The organism is Prolixibacteraceae bacterium (assembly GCA_019856515.1).
GTDB lineage: Bacteria > Bacteroidota > Bacteroidia > Bacteroidales > Prolixibacteraceae > Halosquirtibacter > Halosquirtibacter xylanolyticus.
In genome coordinates, this window is sequence record CP082230.1 from 443,345 (window position 1) to 461,179 (window position 17,835).

A 17,835-nucleotide genomic window follows, 5' to 3' on the forward strand; every position below is an offset into this window, starting at 1 on the left:
TTGAGTATATACTTATTCATAATCACTATCATATCTACTCTCTAAAATTATTTGGGAGAGTGGTATCTCCGGATTACTTAATCCAAAAATGATCTTTTTTTATTAAAGTATATGCGTCAATATTTGTCACCATATATTTAAGTTTTTAGTCACTGAATGTCAAATGATTCTAGGATTGTTTGTCTTGTGTCTAAGAAAGTCTTAGTGACTCTGGTTGTAAAGAGTGAGTCTGTTTATAATAGCGGTGATGAACTTTCGATTTGAATATTTGTTATCACTTAAAGAGTGCTTTAAGTGTACACTTTTATGATGCCTTTAATTAACTAATGCTTATGGTAAATTTGTCGACTAAATATATGGGAATTCCTATTGAGACACCGATCGTACTAGGTGCCTCTAATTTACCTCTTTCTCCGAATATCATTATGGATGCTGTATGCAATGGAGTTGGTGCAGTAATATATCCAACTCTTTTTGAAGAAGTTGCTCTTATGGAGGAAGCCACAGATGTTCAAAAACGTAAGTTTGAAGATCGTCAGCATCAGAAACGAAATATGTTCCCTTTTGTTAGACATGGAGATTTACACGCTCATTTGAGTAATGTTCGTGATTTGGTGAAAAGACTTAATGCTCCTGTGATTGGTAGCTTGAATTGTGTTCACTTTAATGCATGGGAGTCTTATGCCAAAGCTTTACAGGATCAAGGGGTGAAAGGATTAGAACTAAATTATAGCTTGCCAAACCTTTCGTGGAGTTATAGCTCTAGGCACACAGAACAAGAGCAGTATCGAGTTATTGAACGTCTGAAAAGTGTTCTTGATATTCCTGTCTCGGTAAAATTGAGCCCATATTATACAAACCTACTTCATCATGTGAAATGTTTGGACAAATCGGGGGCTGATGCAATTATCTTTTTTGGAAATCCAATGTTTCCAGATATTGATACGCAAACAGAATCGTTAATTTGTGATCTAGACATCACCTCAGAAGCGATATCACCTCGAGTATATCCTTTTATTGGGAAGGTTTATCCTAATACTGTTGCTGATCTCATTGGGGCTGGTGGGGTGCGAAATGGCTATGATGTCATTAAAATGATTTTATCGGGTGCGAGTGCTGTTCAAACTGTAAGCACTATTTATAGGCATAAATTAGATTACCTTTCTGAAATGTTAACAGAAATAAAAGAGTGGATGTTTCATAAGAATTATGACAGGCTAGAAGATTTTAAAGGATTACTCTCTTTTGATAATAAGCATAGTCGTAGTTTCTATACAAGAAAAGGATATGTAGATATCATGGTTCATTCTGCAACAGTTCCTAAAAAATATCCGATGTCTCCTACTAGTGTTGAGTGAGTTGAATTTTAACGTCATTATTAACTGTATAGTATTATAAACCTCTTATTATCATAATGTTGAATTATGATGTGAATAGATGTATTATTATGTTTATATTAGGAGCTTAAATAATCTATATTTTAATATGTTGAAAATCGTTTCGTTATTTGCCCTCTTTTTTTTGTCTGTTATACAGGTTAAGTCTCAAGGACATGTTAATTGTTCGTGTAATCATGGGCATGATGTCAAAAAAATTGAGGGAATTATAGAAAAAGATCCGGAGTTTAAACGTTCTTTTGAAAAATCAAAAGCTTTATCTGAAAGAGATTATACTCGGTTTTTGCGAACAAGAAAAAGAGCTGATTTTGATTCGAAATCAAATAAACCTAAGTATACTATTCCAGTTGTAGTCCATCTCATTCATCATCATGGCCCAGAAAATCTAACTGATGAGCAAGTTCATGATGCTATTGCTATATTGAATATGAAATATTCAAATCGAAATCATGATTTGAAAGATCTTGTTCCTGACTTTCTGCCGATTGTTGGCAATCCTAGGATTGAGTTTAAGTTAGCTGTTTTTGATCCCGATGGTTACCCAACTAGTGGAATAACTCGTACTGTCAGTTATAAAACAAAAGATGGCAATAATGTAGAAGATTTAATAAGATGGCCTAGGAGTAAGTATTTAAATATATGGGTCGTAAGGAGTATAAGTGGTTTAAGGGTTTCTGGTTCTGCTCTTCTGCCCATGTATGTCGATGATGAGAAGAGTAAAGGGCAAGATGGAATTCATATGTCTTATTGGGCATTTTTAAAGCTTTATGATGGTACTGATGACACATTGGTTCACGAGGTTGGGCATTGGCTAAACTTGTATCATACATGGGGTACAGGTAATAGTGTTGGGTTGTCAAGGAATTGTGGCGAAGATGATTCTGTGGATGATACTCCAAATACGGTAGGAGGGCTTAATGAAACCGATATTTTGCGTGAATCTTGTGGATCACTTGATATGGTTCAAAATTATATGGACTATCCCACAAATTCAGTTGCATTTACAAAAGGTCAAGTTGATCGAATGCATGCTGCATTAAATTCATCCGTTGCAGAACGAAATAAGTTGTGGACTGATGAAAATATCCGAAAGACTCTTGGCGATGGGCAAATAAGATGCGTTTTAGATAACCATATAGTAATTGAAAATGTTACGAATGACGGTAGTGTTGATCAAGTTCTTAATGGTGTTGTTGAGAATGGTTCTTTTATTTCCAAATCGGTTTTATTGGATGGAGTGATTGTTGAAGGTTTGCCAGAAGGTGTCAAGTGTAGTGTGATGTCTAATTCGGATGGAACTTTTAAAATTCATTTGATAGGTAAAACGATAAACCATGAAAAGGTGCATAACTGTATGCTTCGTTTTCATTTTCCAAATGAACTATTTGTCGGCAATAATAAAGGAGACGTTGGGGTGTTGGTGTCAGTTATGTTTAGAGATCCATACCAAGTCTATTCGAAAAAAATACAAGAGGTGGTTAACAAAGATGAACCTTATAGTGTTATACGAACTCATATTTCGGACAGATATCTAGAGTTAGTGTATATGGATAAGAGGTTGAGCTTTATAACTGATGGCAGAGAGATCATCTGTGAACCTGACCGTTTTAATCTAGCTGTAATTTCTGAAGGGGCAATTATTGGAGAAGATAGAAATTGGCAAACGGTGTCTGAAAGGTATTATCAAGACTACTATACATTGTATCAGGGGCCATTTACCAGTTGGCTTGGACAGAATGGGTATGTTGGAATCAAATTTTATAATGAATTCCATGAGCCTTATTATGGTTGGGTTAATTTGAGCCTAGATAGTAAGGGGGAGGAGTGTACGGCTTCTGAGATTTTTGTTTATACAAAGCCTTATCAATCAATCGTTGCAGGAAAAAAAATAACAAACCACCATTCATCATTACATTCCAATGGAGATACTTTTTATGAAGACCGAGTGTATGGAAATGGTATTATGGGGAATTCTTTGGAATTTTATTTCTCTGATGGAATTACACTGAATCCCAATAGAGTATTTGTCAATGGTGAGGATTATGAGGTGAGTGATTTACCTGAATCTATGGATCTCGAATTAGTAGAGGTGAATGGAGGGCTTATTGTACGAATATCCGGTAAAGCGACGAACCATCTACAAGAAGATAATAAGGTGATAGAAATGCAGTTGAAATCATCTCTGTTTTCTTCAGTAGAGAAATATCTTGTTCCCATTAAGTTAAATATTGAATTTAATAATAATGAAAAGTATTTTCCTCACACTAAGAAGTATGGCTCTATTCGAGTGAACAGCTATCCTTTTAAGGTTGTATTGGGTGATATTGTTCGAGAGATGAGAATAAAGAAAATTGGACGTGATCATTATGCTATAACTACAGATGGTGTCTATATTGCACAGGTTATTCATACTGATAATATTCAATCTTTAGAAGCCGGAGATTTGGTTGATGCATCACTGAATTGGAAAAAAGATGCGAAGAACTTTGATGTCTGCAGTCCTAGTTTTGATGATTTGAAGAAAACACCATGCTATATAGGATTTTATATATTAAGAGATAATAAGCCATTTTATGGATGGATGAATATATCTGTTTATGGTAATGGGAGCTCTGTTTCTGTAAAAGACTGTGTGATACAGTTGGAACCATATAAACCAATTGTTGTTGGTGAAAAGAGTGTGGGAAATAAAGCTTCAGTGAAAATTGTTTCAATGAGTTCTACGGTTGAGGTTGGTGAAAAAATTCAACTCTTTTTGCAGAATGTAGATAATGTTGTTGAGTGTCAATGGTATGTCGATGGTGTAAAGAGTCGGAGAGGTTCAAGCCTTGAAATAAAGGATATCTCTTTTGCGAAAGAAGGTAAATATCGAGTTAAAGCGATAGTTCTGTTAAATGATGGAAAACAGACAGAATGTTATTATGATATTGTTGTTGTTGCTAGAGGGGTAAAGTATTGTACTGTGGATAGACATACTTTAGATCAGGAGGATGTATCAATGGAAATCAATAGTAGAAGATTTCGTCTTGGTGATTATAAGCGTCCTATTGTATGGTTACTTAATAAAACTGAAAATAGACTGAGAGTTTTGTCTCAGATTGGAGATGATGAGCTTTATACAACATGCTTTATTGATTGGGATGGAGATCGTGTTTTTGAAGAAGAAGAACGAGTCGTAAATTCAGAGCGTATTTTGGGTAGCGTTGTCCATTTTGATACGCCAGAATTTTTTGTAAATAGGACGAGAGCTCGTTGGATTGTAGGGCGAACTCCTCAAGTGGGTAGCTGTTCCAATCTATCTGATGATACTACCGTAATGGATTTTGAAGTTGAGGTTGAAGGTCTGAGTGATCAAGTGAATTTTGCTACAAAGGTTGATGAGGTTTTCTTGTCTTCGATAAAACTCTTCCCTAATCCAGTTACTGATTTTGTATATCTTGTTGTTCCCCAGTCTTCAGTTCTCTGTTGTTACAATTTGAAAGGAAATAACATTCTGGAAAATAAGTTGACAAAGGGACAAAATAGAGTTGATTTACGTCAAGTGCCTGCAGGAATCTATTTCTTTGATATTCGTTTTTTGGATGGTACAAGTGTTCAAAAACAGGTCGTAGTACATTAGATATATTTGAGTGATTCGTCAATACTGTTTTTTCGTTCCTTTACTTGGGAGTGGTTTTATGGTATAGGCTTAAAATAGACGAGGAGACGCTATATTTATAGTGCCTCCTCGTCTGTTTAGAACGATAACTTAATTATTTGTTTCGTTTATATAACAAAAACTATTGTTCGAGCTTGTCTGCCATAGCATTTGCAAGATCAATACATTGTTGATATTTATCTTCTTTTAGAGCCCCTTTCTCTTCTACCGGAGGACCTACAACTTCCCATTTAATATCTTCTGCAAATTTCATAAGGTTTTTAACACCACCTCCGTTCCATGCAAATGAGCCAAAAACGCCAAGTGATTTTTTCTTTATTCCCATGTGTTTGATTTTATTAATCAAAGTTTCTACGGTTGGGAACATCTCATTATTGTAGGCACAACTACCTACGATAAAACCTTTAAATTTGAAAATATCAGAAATAATATATGAAGGGTGTGTTTTAGAAGCATCGTAGACGCGAATGTTTTTTATTCCCCTCACTGCAAGTTGTCTAGCAATGGTGTCAGCCATTTTCTCTGTGTTTCCGTACATTGTTCCGAATACGATAACGACACCATTTTCTGATTGATAAGTACTCCATTTTTCATACTTTTCCAGAATCATGTCAATGTGTGATCTCCAAATGGGCCCATGGAGAGCCGCAATTGTTTTGATCTCAAGACCATCCAATTTACGAAGAGCTTTCTGTGTGTGTGGGCAGTATTTTCCTACGATATTTGTAAAGTATCTTATCAGCTCCTCTTCATAGTAGGAGATGTCTAGTTCATCGTCAAAAATTCCGCCATTGAGTGCTCCAAAGCTACCAAATGCATCTGCAGAGAAAAGTGTTTTAGTTGTGGTTTCATAGGTTACCATTGTTTCAGGCCAGTGAACCATAGGGATTGTGTGGAATTGCAAATTGTGTTTTCCAAGACTTAGGTTTTCCCCATCTTTAATCTCTAATGTGTTCTCTGTGAATTTGTAGAAGCTTTCAAGCATAGGAAAGGTCTTCTTATTACCAACAAAAGTAATGTTTGGAAATTCTTTTACAATAGCTCTTATTGCTCCAGAGTGGTCAGGCTCCATATGATTAATGATAAGATAATCTACTTCTCTATCACCAATCACATTCTTAATGTTGTCAATATATTCATCAATAAAAGCCCGTTCTAAGGTGTCTAATAACGCTATTTTTTCGTCCACGATAAGATATGAATTATAAGCCATACCTTTGTCTAGAGGCCAATAATTCTCAAATCTGTCGGATCGTCTGTCATTAACACCTACATAGAAGATGTCATCGGATAATTTTACTTGATGCATAAATTAATAATCTCAAATTAAACATGCTAAGCCATTGTGAGGGCTTAATTCGTTCGGCAAAAGTAATAATTATTGCTCAATTTTACATTATAAATTAGCGAAATAAGATAATGTGGTCCTTATTTAGAATTTCATATTTATTTGGTGAAACAGTGCTTTACTGTTAATTTCGTGGAGTTGAATAGTTGAAATGATAATGTAAAAAAATAAAAATGGTTATTGGAAAATCTAATCATGCGTTGATCCGCCCAAAATTGGGAAGAAATATTGCTGTTGTTATTGCTTTGTTGACAATTGGAGCAGGTGTATATTCTTATAAGTTATTTGGATATGTTTTTCATCCAATTATTAAAACGGAGTGTGATGTTTTTATCGGCAAAGATGCTGATATAGAGGTGTTAAAAGATAGTCTTGTAAGAAAAGATGCTTTAATGGATATGAAAGCATTTGAATTTATTGCAAAAAAGAAGATGCTATCTTCTAAGATAAAACCAGGGAAATATCATTTGAAGAAGGGAACAACAGGGAATAATCTTGTAAATCAATTTATTGCTGGAAACCAAAGTCCTATAGTTCTTACCTTTAATAATGTGAGGTTTTTTCCTGATCTTGCTAAGAAAGTTGCTAGTCAATTGATGATTGATTCTGTTTCTGTGTTGAAGATGATTGACGATTCAGTCAAGATGCAAAAATTTGGATTCAATAAATACAGTTATCCTGCCATGTTTGTGCCTAATAGTTATGAGATGTATTGGACTATAAGTTCCGAACATTGGTTGGATCGTATGCATAAAGAGTATATGCGATTTTGGAATGCCCAGAGGTTAGGGCAAGCGAAAAAGCTTAAACTTTTGCCTGTAGAAGTGGTTACTCTCGCTTCAATTGTACAAGAGGAGGTTAGGCATACCGATGAGATGTCTAAGGTTGCAGGTGTGTATGTTAATCGTCTGAAAAGAGGTTGGCCTTTACAAGCTGACCCAACAATTAAGTTTGCACTAGGAGATTTTACAATTTCACGAATTCTAATACAAGATTTGAAAATTGACTCTCCGTATAATACATATGTAAATAAAGGATTACCTCCTGGGCCGATCTGTTTTCCTTCAATTAGTGCAGTTGATGCAGTTCTGAACTATACCCATCACAATTATCTCTATTTTTGTGCCAATAAAACTTTCGATGGTTATCATGCTTTTGCTAAGAGTTATCGTCAACATCTCATCAATGCTCGTGCATATCAGAATGAGTTAAATAAAAGAAGAATTGGTTTTAAAAGCCATCGTAAATAATTACATTCAATGAAATATACAAAGACCATTTGCAAGATCTTTCCAGATAATGAGATTAATAGAGATCTTTTAGTTGCCACTTTGGGAGAGTTAGGGTATGATAGTTTTGTTTCAGAAGGAGATACTTTAGATGCTTATGTTCAAACGAAGCTATACAATACTCAATTGATAGAAGATGGTGCTTTGGATTTTGCCCCAATGTATACTGTCGAAACTCAGAGTGAGGAAGTTCCTGATCAGAATTGGAATGAAGTATGGGAACAGGAGTCATTTAAGGAGATGCTTATTGCTAATAAAATTCTTATCAGAGCAGTTGGACCAGAAAAAGATTCAAGTTATCCTTACCAAATAGAGATTGTACCCAATATGAGTTTTGGTACAGGAGATCATCAAACAACTGCTATGATCTTAGAGTTGTTATTAGAGATAGAATGTCAAGGAAAACAAGTGCTTGATATGGGGTGTGGTACAGGGATTCTCGGAATCATGGCCGCAAAACGAGGTGCAGATATTGTTGATGCGATTGATATTGATCCATGGTGTTTTGACAGTACAACTAAAAATAGCGAGATTAACAATGTAAATCTATGCCTTAATCCAATCTTAGGAGATGCAAATGCAATCCCTGAAACAAAGATTTATGATGTGATTTTCGCAAATATACATAAAAATATTTTAATCCAAGACATGCATAGATATGCATCTGTGCAGCGTCCAGGTGGAAAAATATTTATGAGTGGATTTTTTGTGTCTGATGTTTCAGATATGATTGATTACGCAAAAAAGAAAGGTTACAAATCACTTAGTGTTAATGAGAAAGATGATTGGGCAGTAGTTGAGTTTATTCGAGTATAGGTTCGTTCATCTATATTTTAATTATTAGCCTTATCCTTTAAATAGCTGAAAATAGTTATTAAGGGATGAGGCTTTTTTTTGCGTTCGATAGAGATCTTATGTAATAAATATGATGAATAATTGACTAATCATATCGGAAACAAAATGTAATTGTCATGAAGTATTTGAAAATATCTCTCGTTAGTTTACTCTTTTTTTTGCCTTTTTTTTATGGAATAAAATATACTAAAGGAGAGTTCTCGTTATCTAATATCAGTAATGAAATTCAGCTCCTATTTAGCAAAAAGCAGAAGCTTAAGTTTACATATAATAAGAGTGTTGATCCCCGGATTCTAATTTTAGAAGGAGTGGTTTGTTGGGAATCTATTGAAGAGTTTAAAAGAATTATACAAGAGTATCCAAAGATTACAACTATTTGTTTTAATCGTTATATTGGTGCTATAGATTTTTTTTCAATAATACAACTATGTTATATGGTTCGAAAATGTCGGATGAATACAGTTCTTTTAAGAGGGGTGAAAGTCGATAATGTTGCTCTGTTGCTATTTCTTTCAGGGAAGAACAGAAAGGTGTGTTGGCCTTCTATTATTGATCAATCTTTCGATGGTTATGTAGATATTGTTGGCGAGTCAAATATTGAGAAAGTAGAACGATTTATGTGTGAATCAGGAATATCCAATGTTTTTATTACTAGGTTTTTAGAGGAAAAAGCGGGTGAAGAATGTAGATTGTCTTCCAAAGAGATCGTGCAATATGGGATTGGTTCTATTATTAATTGATATATTTCGATTAATGGGAATAGTGCTTATTGTGGAATAGTTAGAAGCTAACCTTTGATTAAATAGTCAAAGGCTAGCTAAGTTACGTAGTCTATAGCACTCCTCTTGCTCCTAGTTCAATTACTCTTAGGTTTTTAATTTCACCAGCATCTATTTCGAACTTGATTAATGTTCGAACCTTGTGGAACCCATGCTTACCAATGGCACCCGGATTCATATGGATAAGTTTTTTTGTATTGTCAGGTATCACTTTTAGTATATGTGAGTGTCCAGAGATGAATAGTTTTGGTTTTTCTTTCGTGAGTATTGGGCCAATTCCTTTGTAGTACCTACCTGGATAACCACCAATGTGGGTCATTACTACCTTTAGTCCTTCTGTTTCAAATATCTGAATTTGTGGAGTTGCATTCCTAACTTTATGGTCATCTATATTGCCAAATACGGCACGTGTCTTTGTAATATTTTCTAATTGATCCAGTACTTCAATTCCTCCAAGGTCTCCCGCATGCCATATTTCATCAACGTCCTGGAGATGTTTTATTGCAACAGAATCAAGGTTTCCGTGACTGTCAGATAATAATGCGATATGTTTCATAAAATAAAAAAACGTAAAAGACATTGTTGCTTTTACGTTTTAAATATAACGATTAAAATTGGGATAAATAGGTGATTAAGTTTTCATCTCTTGGAAGGTCCATTTTTTTTCGTAGTCTTGATCTTGCAACATCAATACTTTTGGCACTTTTATATGTTAGAGCACTTATCTCTTTGGTGGTCATATTTAATCTTAAAAAGGCGCATATCTTTCTCTCATTTGGAGTCAGGTTTGGATGTCTTTTTTCAATATTCCGATAAAAATCACTATGGACTTTTTCAAATCTTACCTCGAATTCTTTCCATCCATCATCTTTTTTGAAGAAATGTAGTTTGTCGATGATTTGATTGACACTTCGTTGTGCGTTCTTGGGAATTATTAGCTGTTGAAGCATTTTTACTACATCGTCAATGAATTCGTTTGTTTTGACCATTGAGATTGCTTTGGATGCTAACTCATTATTCCTGAAGTTAAGCTCTCTATTTAACCTTTCATTCTCTTGCTCCTTCTTGTATATCTCAAGTTCTGCAATTTCACGCTTCTTTGCATTCATCATTTGTTGTTGTTTCCTTTTCTGTTTAAACCAAATGATTAAGAAAAATAAGAATAACATTGAAAGACAAAATAGGATAAGTAAAAGTTTCGTCCTGATTTTCTGTTTGTCGTTAATTAGTTTCAGTTGTTTTACCTCTTGAGACTCTTTGAAGGCATCGATACTATAAAGGAGTTTTGAGAATTCACTTCTGCTGTTTCTTTGATCAATACCTTGTTTTAAAGTAATGTAGCTATTCTGGTATTCTGAAGCATCTTTGTACCTCTTTTCTTTAATGTATAAGTTTGATAAGAAAAGAATGGCATCTAGTTTTTGACTCTCGAGTTTGTAGCTTTCGAAAAGCTTATAAGCTCTATGTGCATTTTCCTCAGCTTGATTTAAATCTTCAAGATGTTCATAGCAGGAAGCGATTTTTAATGTCGTTTTACCTACTTCTAAGTGTTGTTGTTTAAGAGTGTACAGATTTAATGAACTTTCATAAAAGTGTAGTGCTTCAGCATACTTCTTATAGGTAAAGTAAGCTTCGCCAAGTTCTGAATCTACAAGTGCTACATTATCTGGTTCACGATCTCTTGCGTACATTTGTTTGGCATCTTTCATATATTTAATTGCTTTTTCAAAATATCCCTGTTCTAGAAATACTTGTGCAATTAACAGTCTAGAGTGTGCCATGAGGCCTAGATTATTCTGTCGTTTTCTTATTTCGTATGCTTTCTGAAAATAGGCAAGTGCTTTTTCATAATTTTGAGTTTTTAATGCAACCATTCCAAGGTTATTAGACGCTACAGCCATTCCATAATTGTCTGAAGTCTTTTCGAATATTTCGTAAGACTGCTGGTAGTATTGTCTTGGAAGTTCATAATTATTTAGAGCATAGTATACATTTCCAATATCATTAAGACAATAAGCTTTACCATTTTCGTCATGTGCTAGATTAATATTCTTAAGTGATTCAAAATATGCATCCATGGCTAATGAGTAAATCTTTAAATCAAGATAGACATTTCCGATACGATTGAAGATTGAAGATTTGACTTTAGGGTTGTCCTGAACGACATCTAGTTGTGAAGCTTCTTTCATCAAAGCTACAGCTTGATAGGGGTTGTTCCGTTTTAGCGCTTGGTATTTTTCAAAATAAGTTGATAAAGTATCTGGTATATTCTCACTTGGTTGTGCATAACCTCTATGGGTAAGAGATATAAATATCACAACGATTGTAAAAGATAATATAAAGGTTTTCAATCTTTGATTCATGTCTGTTTTTTTGAGTCCATATAACATCACTCCATAAGACTTATTGTAACAAATGTAATGCCGTGTAGAGCAATATCTTTTTATTGTAAACAATTATTATAGATATTTAGTTTTAGTTTCTTGAAAGAAGAATAGTCGCATAAATTCTTCTTCGTAAATAACTTATGGATTGGTCGATTGTTGGGATATTGGGCTGAAATGTTGAAGGTAAATATTTTTTATGTCGTTGATGGATCTCTCCCAATTATTTAGACTGTTATTCATTATAAATATGGTTTGATTCTGTATTCAAAGATAGGAAAAGTTTAAGTTTAATAAATGTTAATGTGTAATTGTGTCTCTTATTTTGTTCTTTTTTGATGTCTTTAATAACAGTATTAGTACACCGGTTAACTGTATTAAATAATGTTTTTTTAAGCAGATTAATTGTCAAAATAAAATGGAACTTGATTTTAAAGAGTAGATGTTGTGAACAAAAAAAGATCATATATGTTTTTAATTTAAAAGGTTTATGATTATGACTAGATCTATTATCCATCGTGCAAATACTAGAGGCCTCTCCAATCTAAGTTGGATGAAGAGCTTCCATTCTTTTAGTTTCGGACAATATTTTAACCCTATACGTATGCAATTTGGTAAATTGCGGGTGTTAAATGATGAGAGAATTATGCCTAACCGAGGCTTTTCATCGACTCCTTTAGATAATATGGAGATGGTTACTATTGTGATGAATGGTAAATTGCTTCACCGGGACTCTTTAGGCAACCATCAGGTTTTAACTGCTGGTTCTGTTCAATGTTTAACAAGTGGTAAAGGGATAAAGCATTCAGAAATGAATGATGGTGATGAAGAGTTAAGATTGATCCATTTGCGTTTCTTACCCAAGGAGAAAGGGTTCGATCCAAAATATAGTTTCTGTAATTATGATTTGGTTACAGTTCGAGATGAATTGCTCGCTCTAGTAACTCCAGATCAGACTTGTTCTGTTGCTCAGGATGTGTATGTTTATTGGGGCAATATGAAAAAAGATAAGAATATTGTATACAAAACACATGATCCTAACAATGGGATTTATTTGATCTCTATGGAAGGTATGATTCAGATGGTTGATCATGTTGCTTTTGCAAGTGATGCAATTGGTGCCTGGCCAGATGGAGATGACGTAGAGATAAAGATGATGTCTGATGCGAAGTTTTTATTAATAGAAGTGCCACCCAAAAGGTGATAAAGACTTTAATTAAATATTCTTAAAGTTGCTACTTTTTCAGTGGCAATTTTTTTTTGAACCTTACTCGCTTTAATCTTGTTAAAGTTGCATGATTACTTTAAGTATAACCATGTAATAAAAATGAGTTATGAGAAAAAACTTTCAATTTTTTGTTTTTATTGTGGCATTGTGTCTAACTTTTTCTATAGATGCATTTGCGCAAAGAAGTAAAAAGAAAAATAATTTAAAAGGATCTAAGCCGAACATCATAATGATTGTGTCTGATGATACGGGATGGGGGGATTTTACTTCATATGGCGGAGGTCTTGGGCGTGGTATAAAATGCCCTAGCATGGATCGCCTTGATAAAGAAGGTATGCAGTTTTGGGATTTTTATGGGCAACCAAGTTGTACGCCAGGAAGAGCTGCGATGCAAACGGGACGTATTCCTAATCGAAGTGGAATGACGACTGTTGCTTTTCAAGGTCAAGGTGGAGGTTTACCTGCTGCTGAATGGACTATTGCTGAAGTGTTGAAAAGTGCCGGTTATCAGACTTTCTTTAGTGGCAAGTGGCACTTGGGTGAGAGTGATTATGCCCTTCCGAATGCTCAAGGATATGATATTATGAAAAATGTTGTCTTATATCACCTGAATGCATATACTTACACCATGCCATCTTTTCATCCTGGAATGACTGAAGAGCAAATAGATTTTTTTAAAAAAGTAACTACGGGTATTCTGGAAGGAAAAGCCAATGAGCCTGCGAAAGAAGTAGAGAAGGTGACAAAAGAAAATATAGGGGAATTAGATATGGTGATGATGGAGAATGTATTGCCACAAATTGAGACCTATGCCAAAAGTAAGAAGCCGTTCTTTATGAGTATTAATTTTGCAAAGAACCATCAACCAAATATCCCTTCGAAACAGTTTGCTGGAACTTCTCCTGCTAAAACAAAGTATGCTGATGCGGTTCAAGAGTTGGACTATAATGTTGGTCGTATTCTTGATAAGGTTGAAGAGATGGGGATCGCTGAGAATACATTAATTATATACACTGTTGATAATGGTTCTTGGCAAGATGTGTATCCAGATTGTGGGTATACTCCTTTCCGAGGTACTAAAGGTACAGATAGAGAGGGTGGTTCAAGAGTTCCTGCATATGCAATGTGGAAAAATGTAATTAGTCCCGGTTCCGAGTGCTTTGATGTAACTGGTGGTTTAGACTTTATGGCTACATTTGCAAGTCTAGCAGGAGTTGAATTACCAACGGAAGACCAAGAAGGTAAACCAACAATCTTTGATAGTTATGATATGCTTCCATTGTTAACTGGTCATTCTTCCGATTTTAAAAGAGATGCTTGGTATTATTTTACAGAGAGAGAACTAGCGCCAGGAGCAATTCGGGTTGGTCGATGGAAATTTGTATTTAATATGAGGGGTGATAATGGTGCTACTCCTGGATCTGATAAGCCATCTCCATTATTAGGATGGACAGGTCCAGAGATGTATGTGGCAACTGTTCCTCAAGTTTATGATTTATGGCAGGATCCTCAAGAGAGATATGATGTCTTTATGAATTCATTTACAGAAAGTACCTGGACTGTACCAATGATGTCTCTTCATTTAGAAAAAATTCTTAATTCATATATCAAGTATCCGCCAAGACCTGTTCAGAGTGAAGGTTACTCTGGCTCATTAACGATTACTCGATTTAGAGAATTGATGAAGATCAATGGAGAATTAAAGGAGAAAGGATTTAAATTTAAAATCACTTCACATTAGATTAATAAGGATTAAAATGGGAAAGGCTAGCTCATATGGGTTAGTCTTTTTTTATATCCCCCATACATGAAAGCTTGTCTGAGAAATGTAAAAGTGTCCACATAATAAAATGAACGTATTCGTGTTAGATCTTAAAAAGGAACAGGTTGCTAATATGTTTGAAATTAGATTAGTGTGAGGTGTCTATAGTTAATGTTTCGAAGCAAAATTTGTGTTGTAAATATTTCAATAATTATTTCCATAAATTTTGTTGACAAACATCCTTATTAAAATAAAAATCTTTTAGCTATTTTCGGAAAATTATGTATAAAAACTATGGATATGTGTAGAAGTTTACTTTTAGTATTGTTTCTTATTATTGGGAATAGTATCATTAGTTTTGGTCAGAAAAGATCTCTAGAAATAGATGATTTCGCTGATTGGAATCGTATTGGAATGAGTCGTTTGTCTAATAACGGAGAGTGGCTAATGTATCAAATTAAACCCAATCATGGTGATGCGATGTTAGTTCTTAAGTCTGTTGAAGGTAGTGTGTTGCATCGTTTCGAAAGAGGAGAAAAAGGTGTCTTCTTTCCTAATAATAATTCGATTGCATTTATCGAAAAAGCACCATTAGACTCTATTCGAACGAAGTTGGTCGATGGTGATAAAGCTCCGAAGTCAAGTATTAAGGTGTATTCTATCTTAAAAGATTCATTGTTGACAGTCAATGAAGTATCGAGTTTTAAGATATCAAAAGAGAAGCAAAGTTGGTTGGCATTTACTTCTGAAGTAGAGCTCGAAACGAAGAAGGATTCTGTCCAATCAAAAGATGCTAACGTTGATAAAGATGACACGAACAAAAGTAAAGGCAAGGAGACAAAGACGAATCTATATATTGTCAATGGAGTGAGTCTGGATACGATGATTGTTCGCAAAGTAACAAATTTTGTTTTGTCCGAAAGAGGTCATACCCTTGCATATGTACAACATAAGGATGATTCTCTTAAACATGCATCTTTGTTTTATCTTAATTTGAACGATGGAAGTGTAAAAAAGGTTCTTTCTAGTGATAATGCCTCATTTGAAAAACTTACATTAGACAAAGAGGGGTTTCAATTAGCATATATGTTTAGTTCTGATACAACTAAGATAAAACATTTTGTATGTAACTTTTATGAAGGTAGAAAAGATGCAAATAAAACGATATCATATTTAAATGACTCAAAATTGCATGAAGGTATGGAGCCGTCCATAAATCGTTCGATTGAATTTTCTGAAGATGGAGGTCGATTGTACTTTGGGGTACAATACCCTAAAACAAAAGCTCCTAAAGATAGTCTTATGAAGAATGAAAAAGCAAGACTTGATTTATGGTCATGGAACGATAAAGATATTCAACCAAGACAACTTGTCAATCTTTCTAAAGATAAGAAACGCTCTTTCGTCGCACTATATCAAATTAAAAAGGATCATGTTATTGCAATGAATGATTCAAGTTGTTTGTCGTTTGATATTCCCAATAAGGGATTAGGGGATTATGCTATTGGAATTGATAATTTGCCATATCGTTTATCTTATAGTTGGAGTGCACTATGGGGAGGTGATTATTATGCTTTTGACTTAAAAAGTGGAAAGAAAGAGCTTATTGCTAAAAATATTCAAGATGTTGATTTATCGCCTGATGGTAGATTTGCTATTTATTATCAGTGGAGTGATAGTACGTATTATGCTAAAGACCTAAAGAGAGATAATACTTTTGCTCTTACAGACGAGCTTACGACCTCGTTTTATGATGTGTCACATGATACACCATCATCACCTTCTCCATATGGCGTGATGGGGTTTGGATCTGATCGTACTGTATATGTGTACGATGAGTTTGATGTTTGGAAAATAGATTTAACTCAAAAGAAAGCCCCTCATCGAATTACGAGTGGTCGAAGTGAAAATTTGAAATATAGGTATATTCGTCTAGATAAAGAGGAGGATTATGTGTCAGAGAGACCATTGTTCTATGTGACGAATAAAGAGACGATGTCAACTGCTTATGCCTATTTGGATCGTTCAACAAATGCTCTTAAGGAATATATGAAAGGGGACTATATGTTGAGCTACCCTGTAAAAGCGAAGAGTGCTGATGTCTTGAAATGGAGCAAACAGACATATCGAATTTATCCAGATTATTTTACTTCAAATTTAGAGTTTAATAATTCAACCAAACAAACTGATATTAACCCACAACAAAAGGACTTTAAATGGGGGAATATCAAGATGGTCAAATGGGTTAGCTTTAATGGAGATTCTTTAAAAGGGTTACTTGTGACTCCTGAAAATATGGATAAAGGTAAGAAATATCCAATGATGTGTTATTTTTATGAACGATATTCAGATCGTTTACACCAATATTGGCTGCCTTCTCCGAGTAGATCTACGATAAATAAATCACTATACCCAAGTAATGATTATGTGTTATTTATTCCAGATGTCTATTATCGAGAGGGATATCCAGGGCAAAGTGCTTATGATGCGATTGTAAGTGGTGCATATGCTATGTGTGAAAGGTATGATTTTATCGATAGATTTAAAATGGCCTTACAAGGTCAAAGTTGGGGGGGCTACCAAACAGCATATCTTATTACACAAACAAATATGTTTGCTGCAGCGATGGCTGGTGCACCTGTAAGTAATATGACTAGTGCATATGGAGGAATACGATGGGGTTCTGGGTTAAGTCGTGAATTCCAATATGAGCAGACGCAAAGTAGAATTGGAGGAACTCTTTGGGACAAACCAATGCAGTATATCGAAAATTCACCAGTATTTTATGCGCCTAAAGTTCGTACTCCACTCTTAATTATGCATAATGATGAAGATGGGGCTGTGCCATGGTATCAAGGGATTGAATATTTTATGGCATTGCGTCGCTTACAAAAGCCTGTCTGGATGTTGCAATATAACGGTCAGCCTCATAATCTTAGTGCCGATGCATGGGGCGATCGAATTGACTTAAGCCGTAGAATGCTTCAGTTCTTTAATCATTACTTGAAAGGAGAGCCTGCACCTAAGTGGATGAATGAGGGAGTTAAAGCCATCAATAAAGGTGAAGATCTAGGTTATTAGATTAGTGTATCTCTTTACGATATAGAAAGAGCCTAGAGGTTTATAACTTCTAGG

Annotated in this window: 11 protein-coding genes; 8 read left to right on the forward strand and 3 right to left on the reverse strand. The window is 34.7% G+C overall.

The annotated features are described in order from the left end of the window. Nucleotides 1-332: 332 nt before the first annotated feature. Nucleotides 333-1,358: a hypothetical protein gene (locus K5X82_01535; GenBank protein ID QZT37585.1), complete on the forward strand. Its 1,026-nt coding sequence runs from the start codon at nucleotides 333-335 to the stop codon at nucleotides 1,356-1,358. A gap of 127 nt (nucleotides 1,359-1,485) precedes the next feature. Continuing rightward, the gene (locus K5X82_01540) at nucleotides 1,486-5,016 is read left to right on the forward strand and encodes a zinc-dependent metalloprotease (GenBank protein ID QZT37586.1); all 3,531 of its coding nucleotides are present in this window, start codon (nucleotides 1,486-1,488) and stop codon (nucleotides 5,014-5,016) included. Nucleotides 5,017-5,176: 160 nt separating this feature from the next. Here K5X82_01540 and K5X82_01545 read toward each other — a convergent pair whose 3' ends face one another. Continuing rightward, nucleotides 5,177-6,364, reverse strand: coding sequence for an FprA family A-type flavoprotein (locus K5X82_01545; protein ID QZT37587.1), 1,188 nt, complete (start codon nucleotides 6,362-6,364; stop codon nucleotides 5,177-5,179). A 212-nt stretch (nucleotides 6,365-6,576) separates the two neighbouring features. Here K5X82_01545 and mltG point away from each other — a divergent pair, with 212 nt between their 5' ends. From mltG to K5X82_01560, 3 genes are all read left to right on the forward strand, one after another. Beyond that, a complete protein-coding gene (mltG, locus tag K5X82_01550) occupies nucleotides 6,577-7,653 on the forward strand; it encodes an endolytic transglycosylase MltG (GenBank protein QZT37588.1) in 1,077 nt (358 codons plus the stop codon). Between the two features lie 9 nt (nucleotides 7,654-7,662). Next, the gene (gene prmA / locus K5X82_01555; GenBank protein QZT37589.1) at nucleotides 7,663-8,508 is read left to right on the forward strand and encodes a 50S ribosomal protein L11 methyltransferase; all 846 of its coding nucleotides are present in this window, start codon (nucleotides 7,663-7,665) and stop codon (nucleotides 8,506-8,508) included. Between the two features lie 155 nt (nucleotides 8,509-8,663). Continuing rightward, nucleotides 8,664-9,287: a hypothetical protein gene (locus tag K5X82_01560; protein ID QZT37590.1), complete on the forward strand. Its 624-nt coding sequence runs from the start codon at nucleotides 8,664-8,666 to the stop codon at nucleotides 9,285-9,287. Between the two features lie 91 nt (nucleotides 9,288-9,378). Here K5X82_01560 and K5X82_01565 read toward each other — a convergent pair whose 3' ends face one another. After that, nucleotides 9,379-9,882: a metallophosphatase family protein gene (locus tag K5X82_01565; protein ID QZT37591.1), complete on the reverse strand. Its 504-nt coding sequence runs from the start codon at nucleotides 9,880-9,882 to the stop codon at nucleotides 9,379-9,381. A 52-nt stretch (nucleotides 9,883-9,934) separates the two neighbouring features. Then, nucleotides 9,935-11,689, reverse strand: coding sequence for a tetratricopeptide repeat protein (locus K5X82_01570; protein QZT37592.1), 1,755 nt, complete (start codon nucleotides 11,687-11,689; stop codon nucleotides 9,935-9,937). Between the two features lie 517 nt (nucleotides 11,690-12,206). Here K5X82_01570 and K5X82_01575 point away from each other — a divergent pair. The 3 genes from K5X82_01575 (at nucleotide 12,207) to K5X82_01585 (ending at nucleotide 17,781) form a co-directional block, all read left to right on the forward strand. Next, nucleotides 12,207-12,914 carry a pirin family protein gene (locus K5X82_01575; GenBank protein ID QZT37593.1) on the forward strand — a complete coding sequence of 236 codons (708 nt, stop codon included), beginning with the start codon at nucleotides 12,207-12,209 and terminating at the stop codon, nucleotides 12,912-12,914. Between the two features lie 130 nt (nucleotides 12,915-13,044). Beyond that, the gene (locus K5X82_01580; GenBank protein ID QZT37594.1) at nucleotides 13,045-14,679 is read left to right on the forward strand and encodes an arylsulfatase; all 1,635 of its coding nucleotides are present in this window, start codon (nucleotides 13,045-13,047) and stop codon (nucleotides 14,677-14,679) included. A 321-nt stretch (nucleotides 14,680-15,000) separates the two neighbouring features. Then, on the forward strand, nucleotides 15,001-17,781 hold the full coding sequence (locus K5X82_01585) for a prolyl oligopeptidase family serine peptidase (GenBank protein QZT37595.1): 2,781 nt from the start codon (nucleotides 15,001-15,003) through the stop codon (nucleotides 17,779-17,781). The last annotated feature ends 54 nt before the right edge of the window (nucleotides 17,782-17,835 follow it).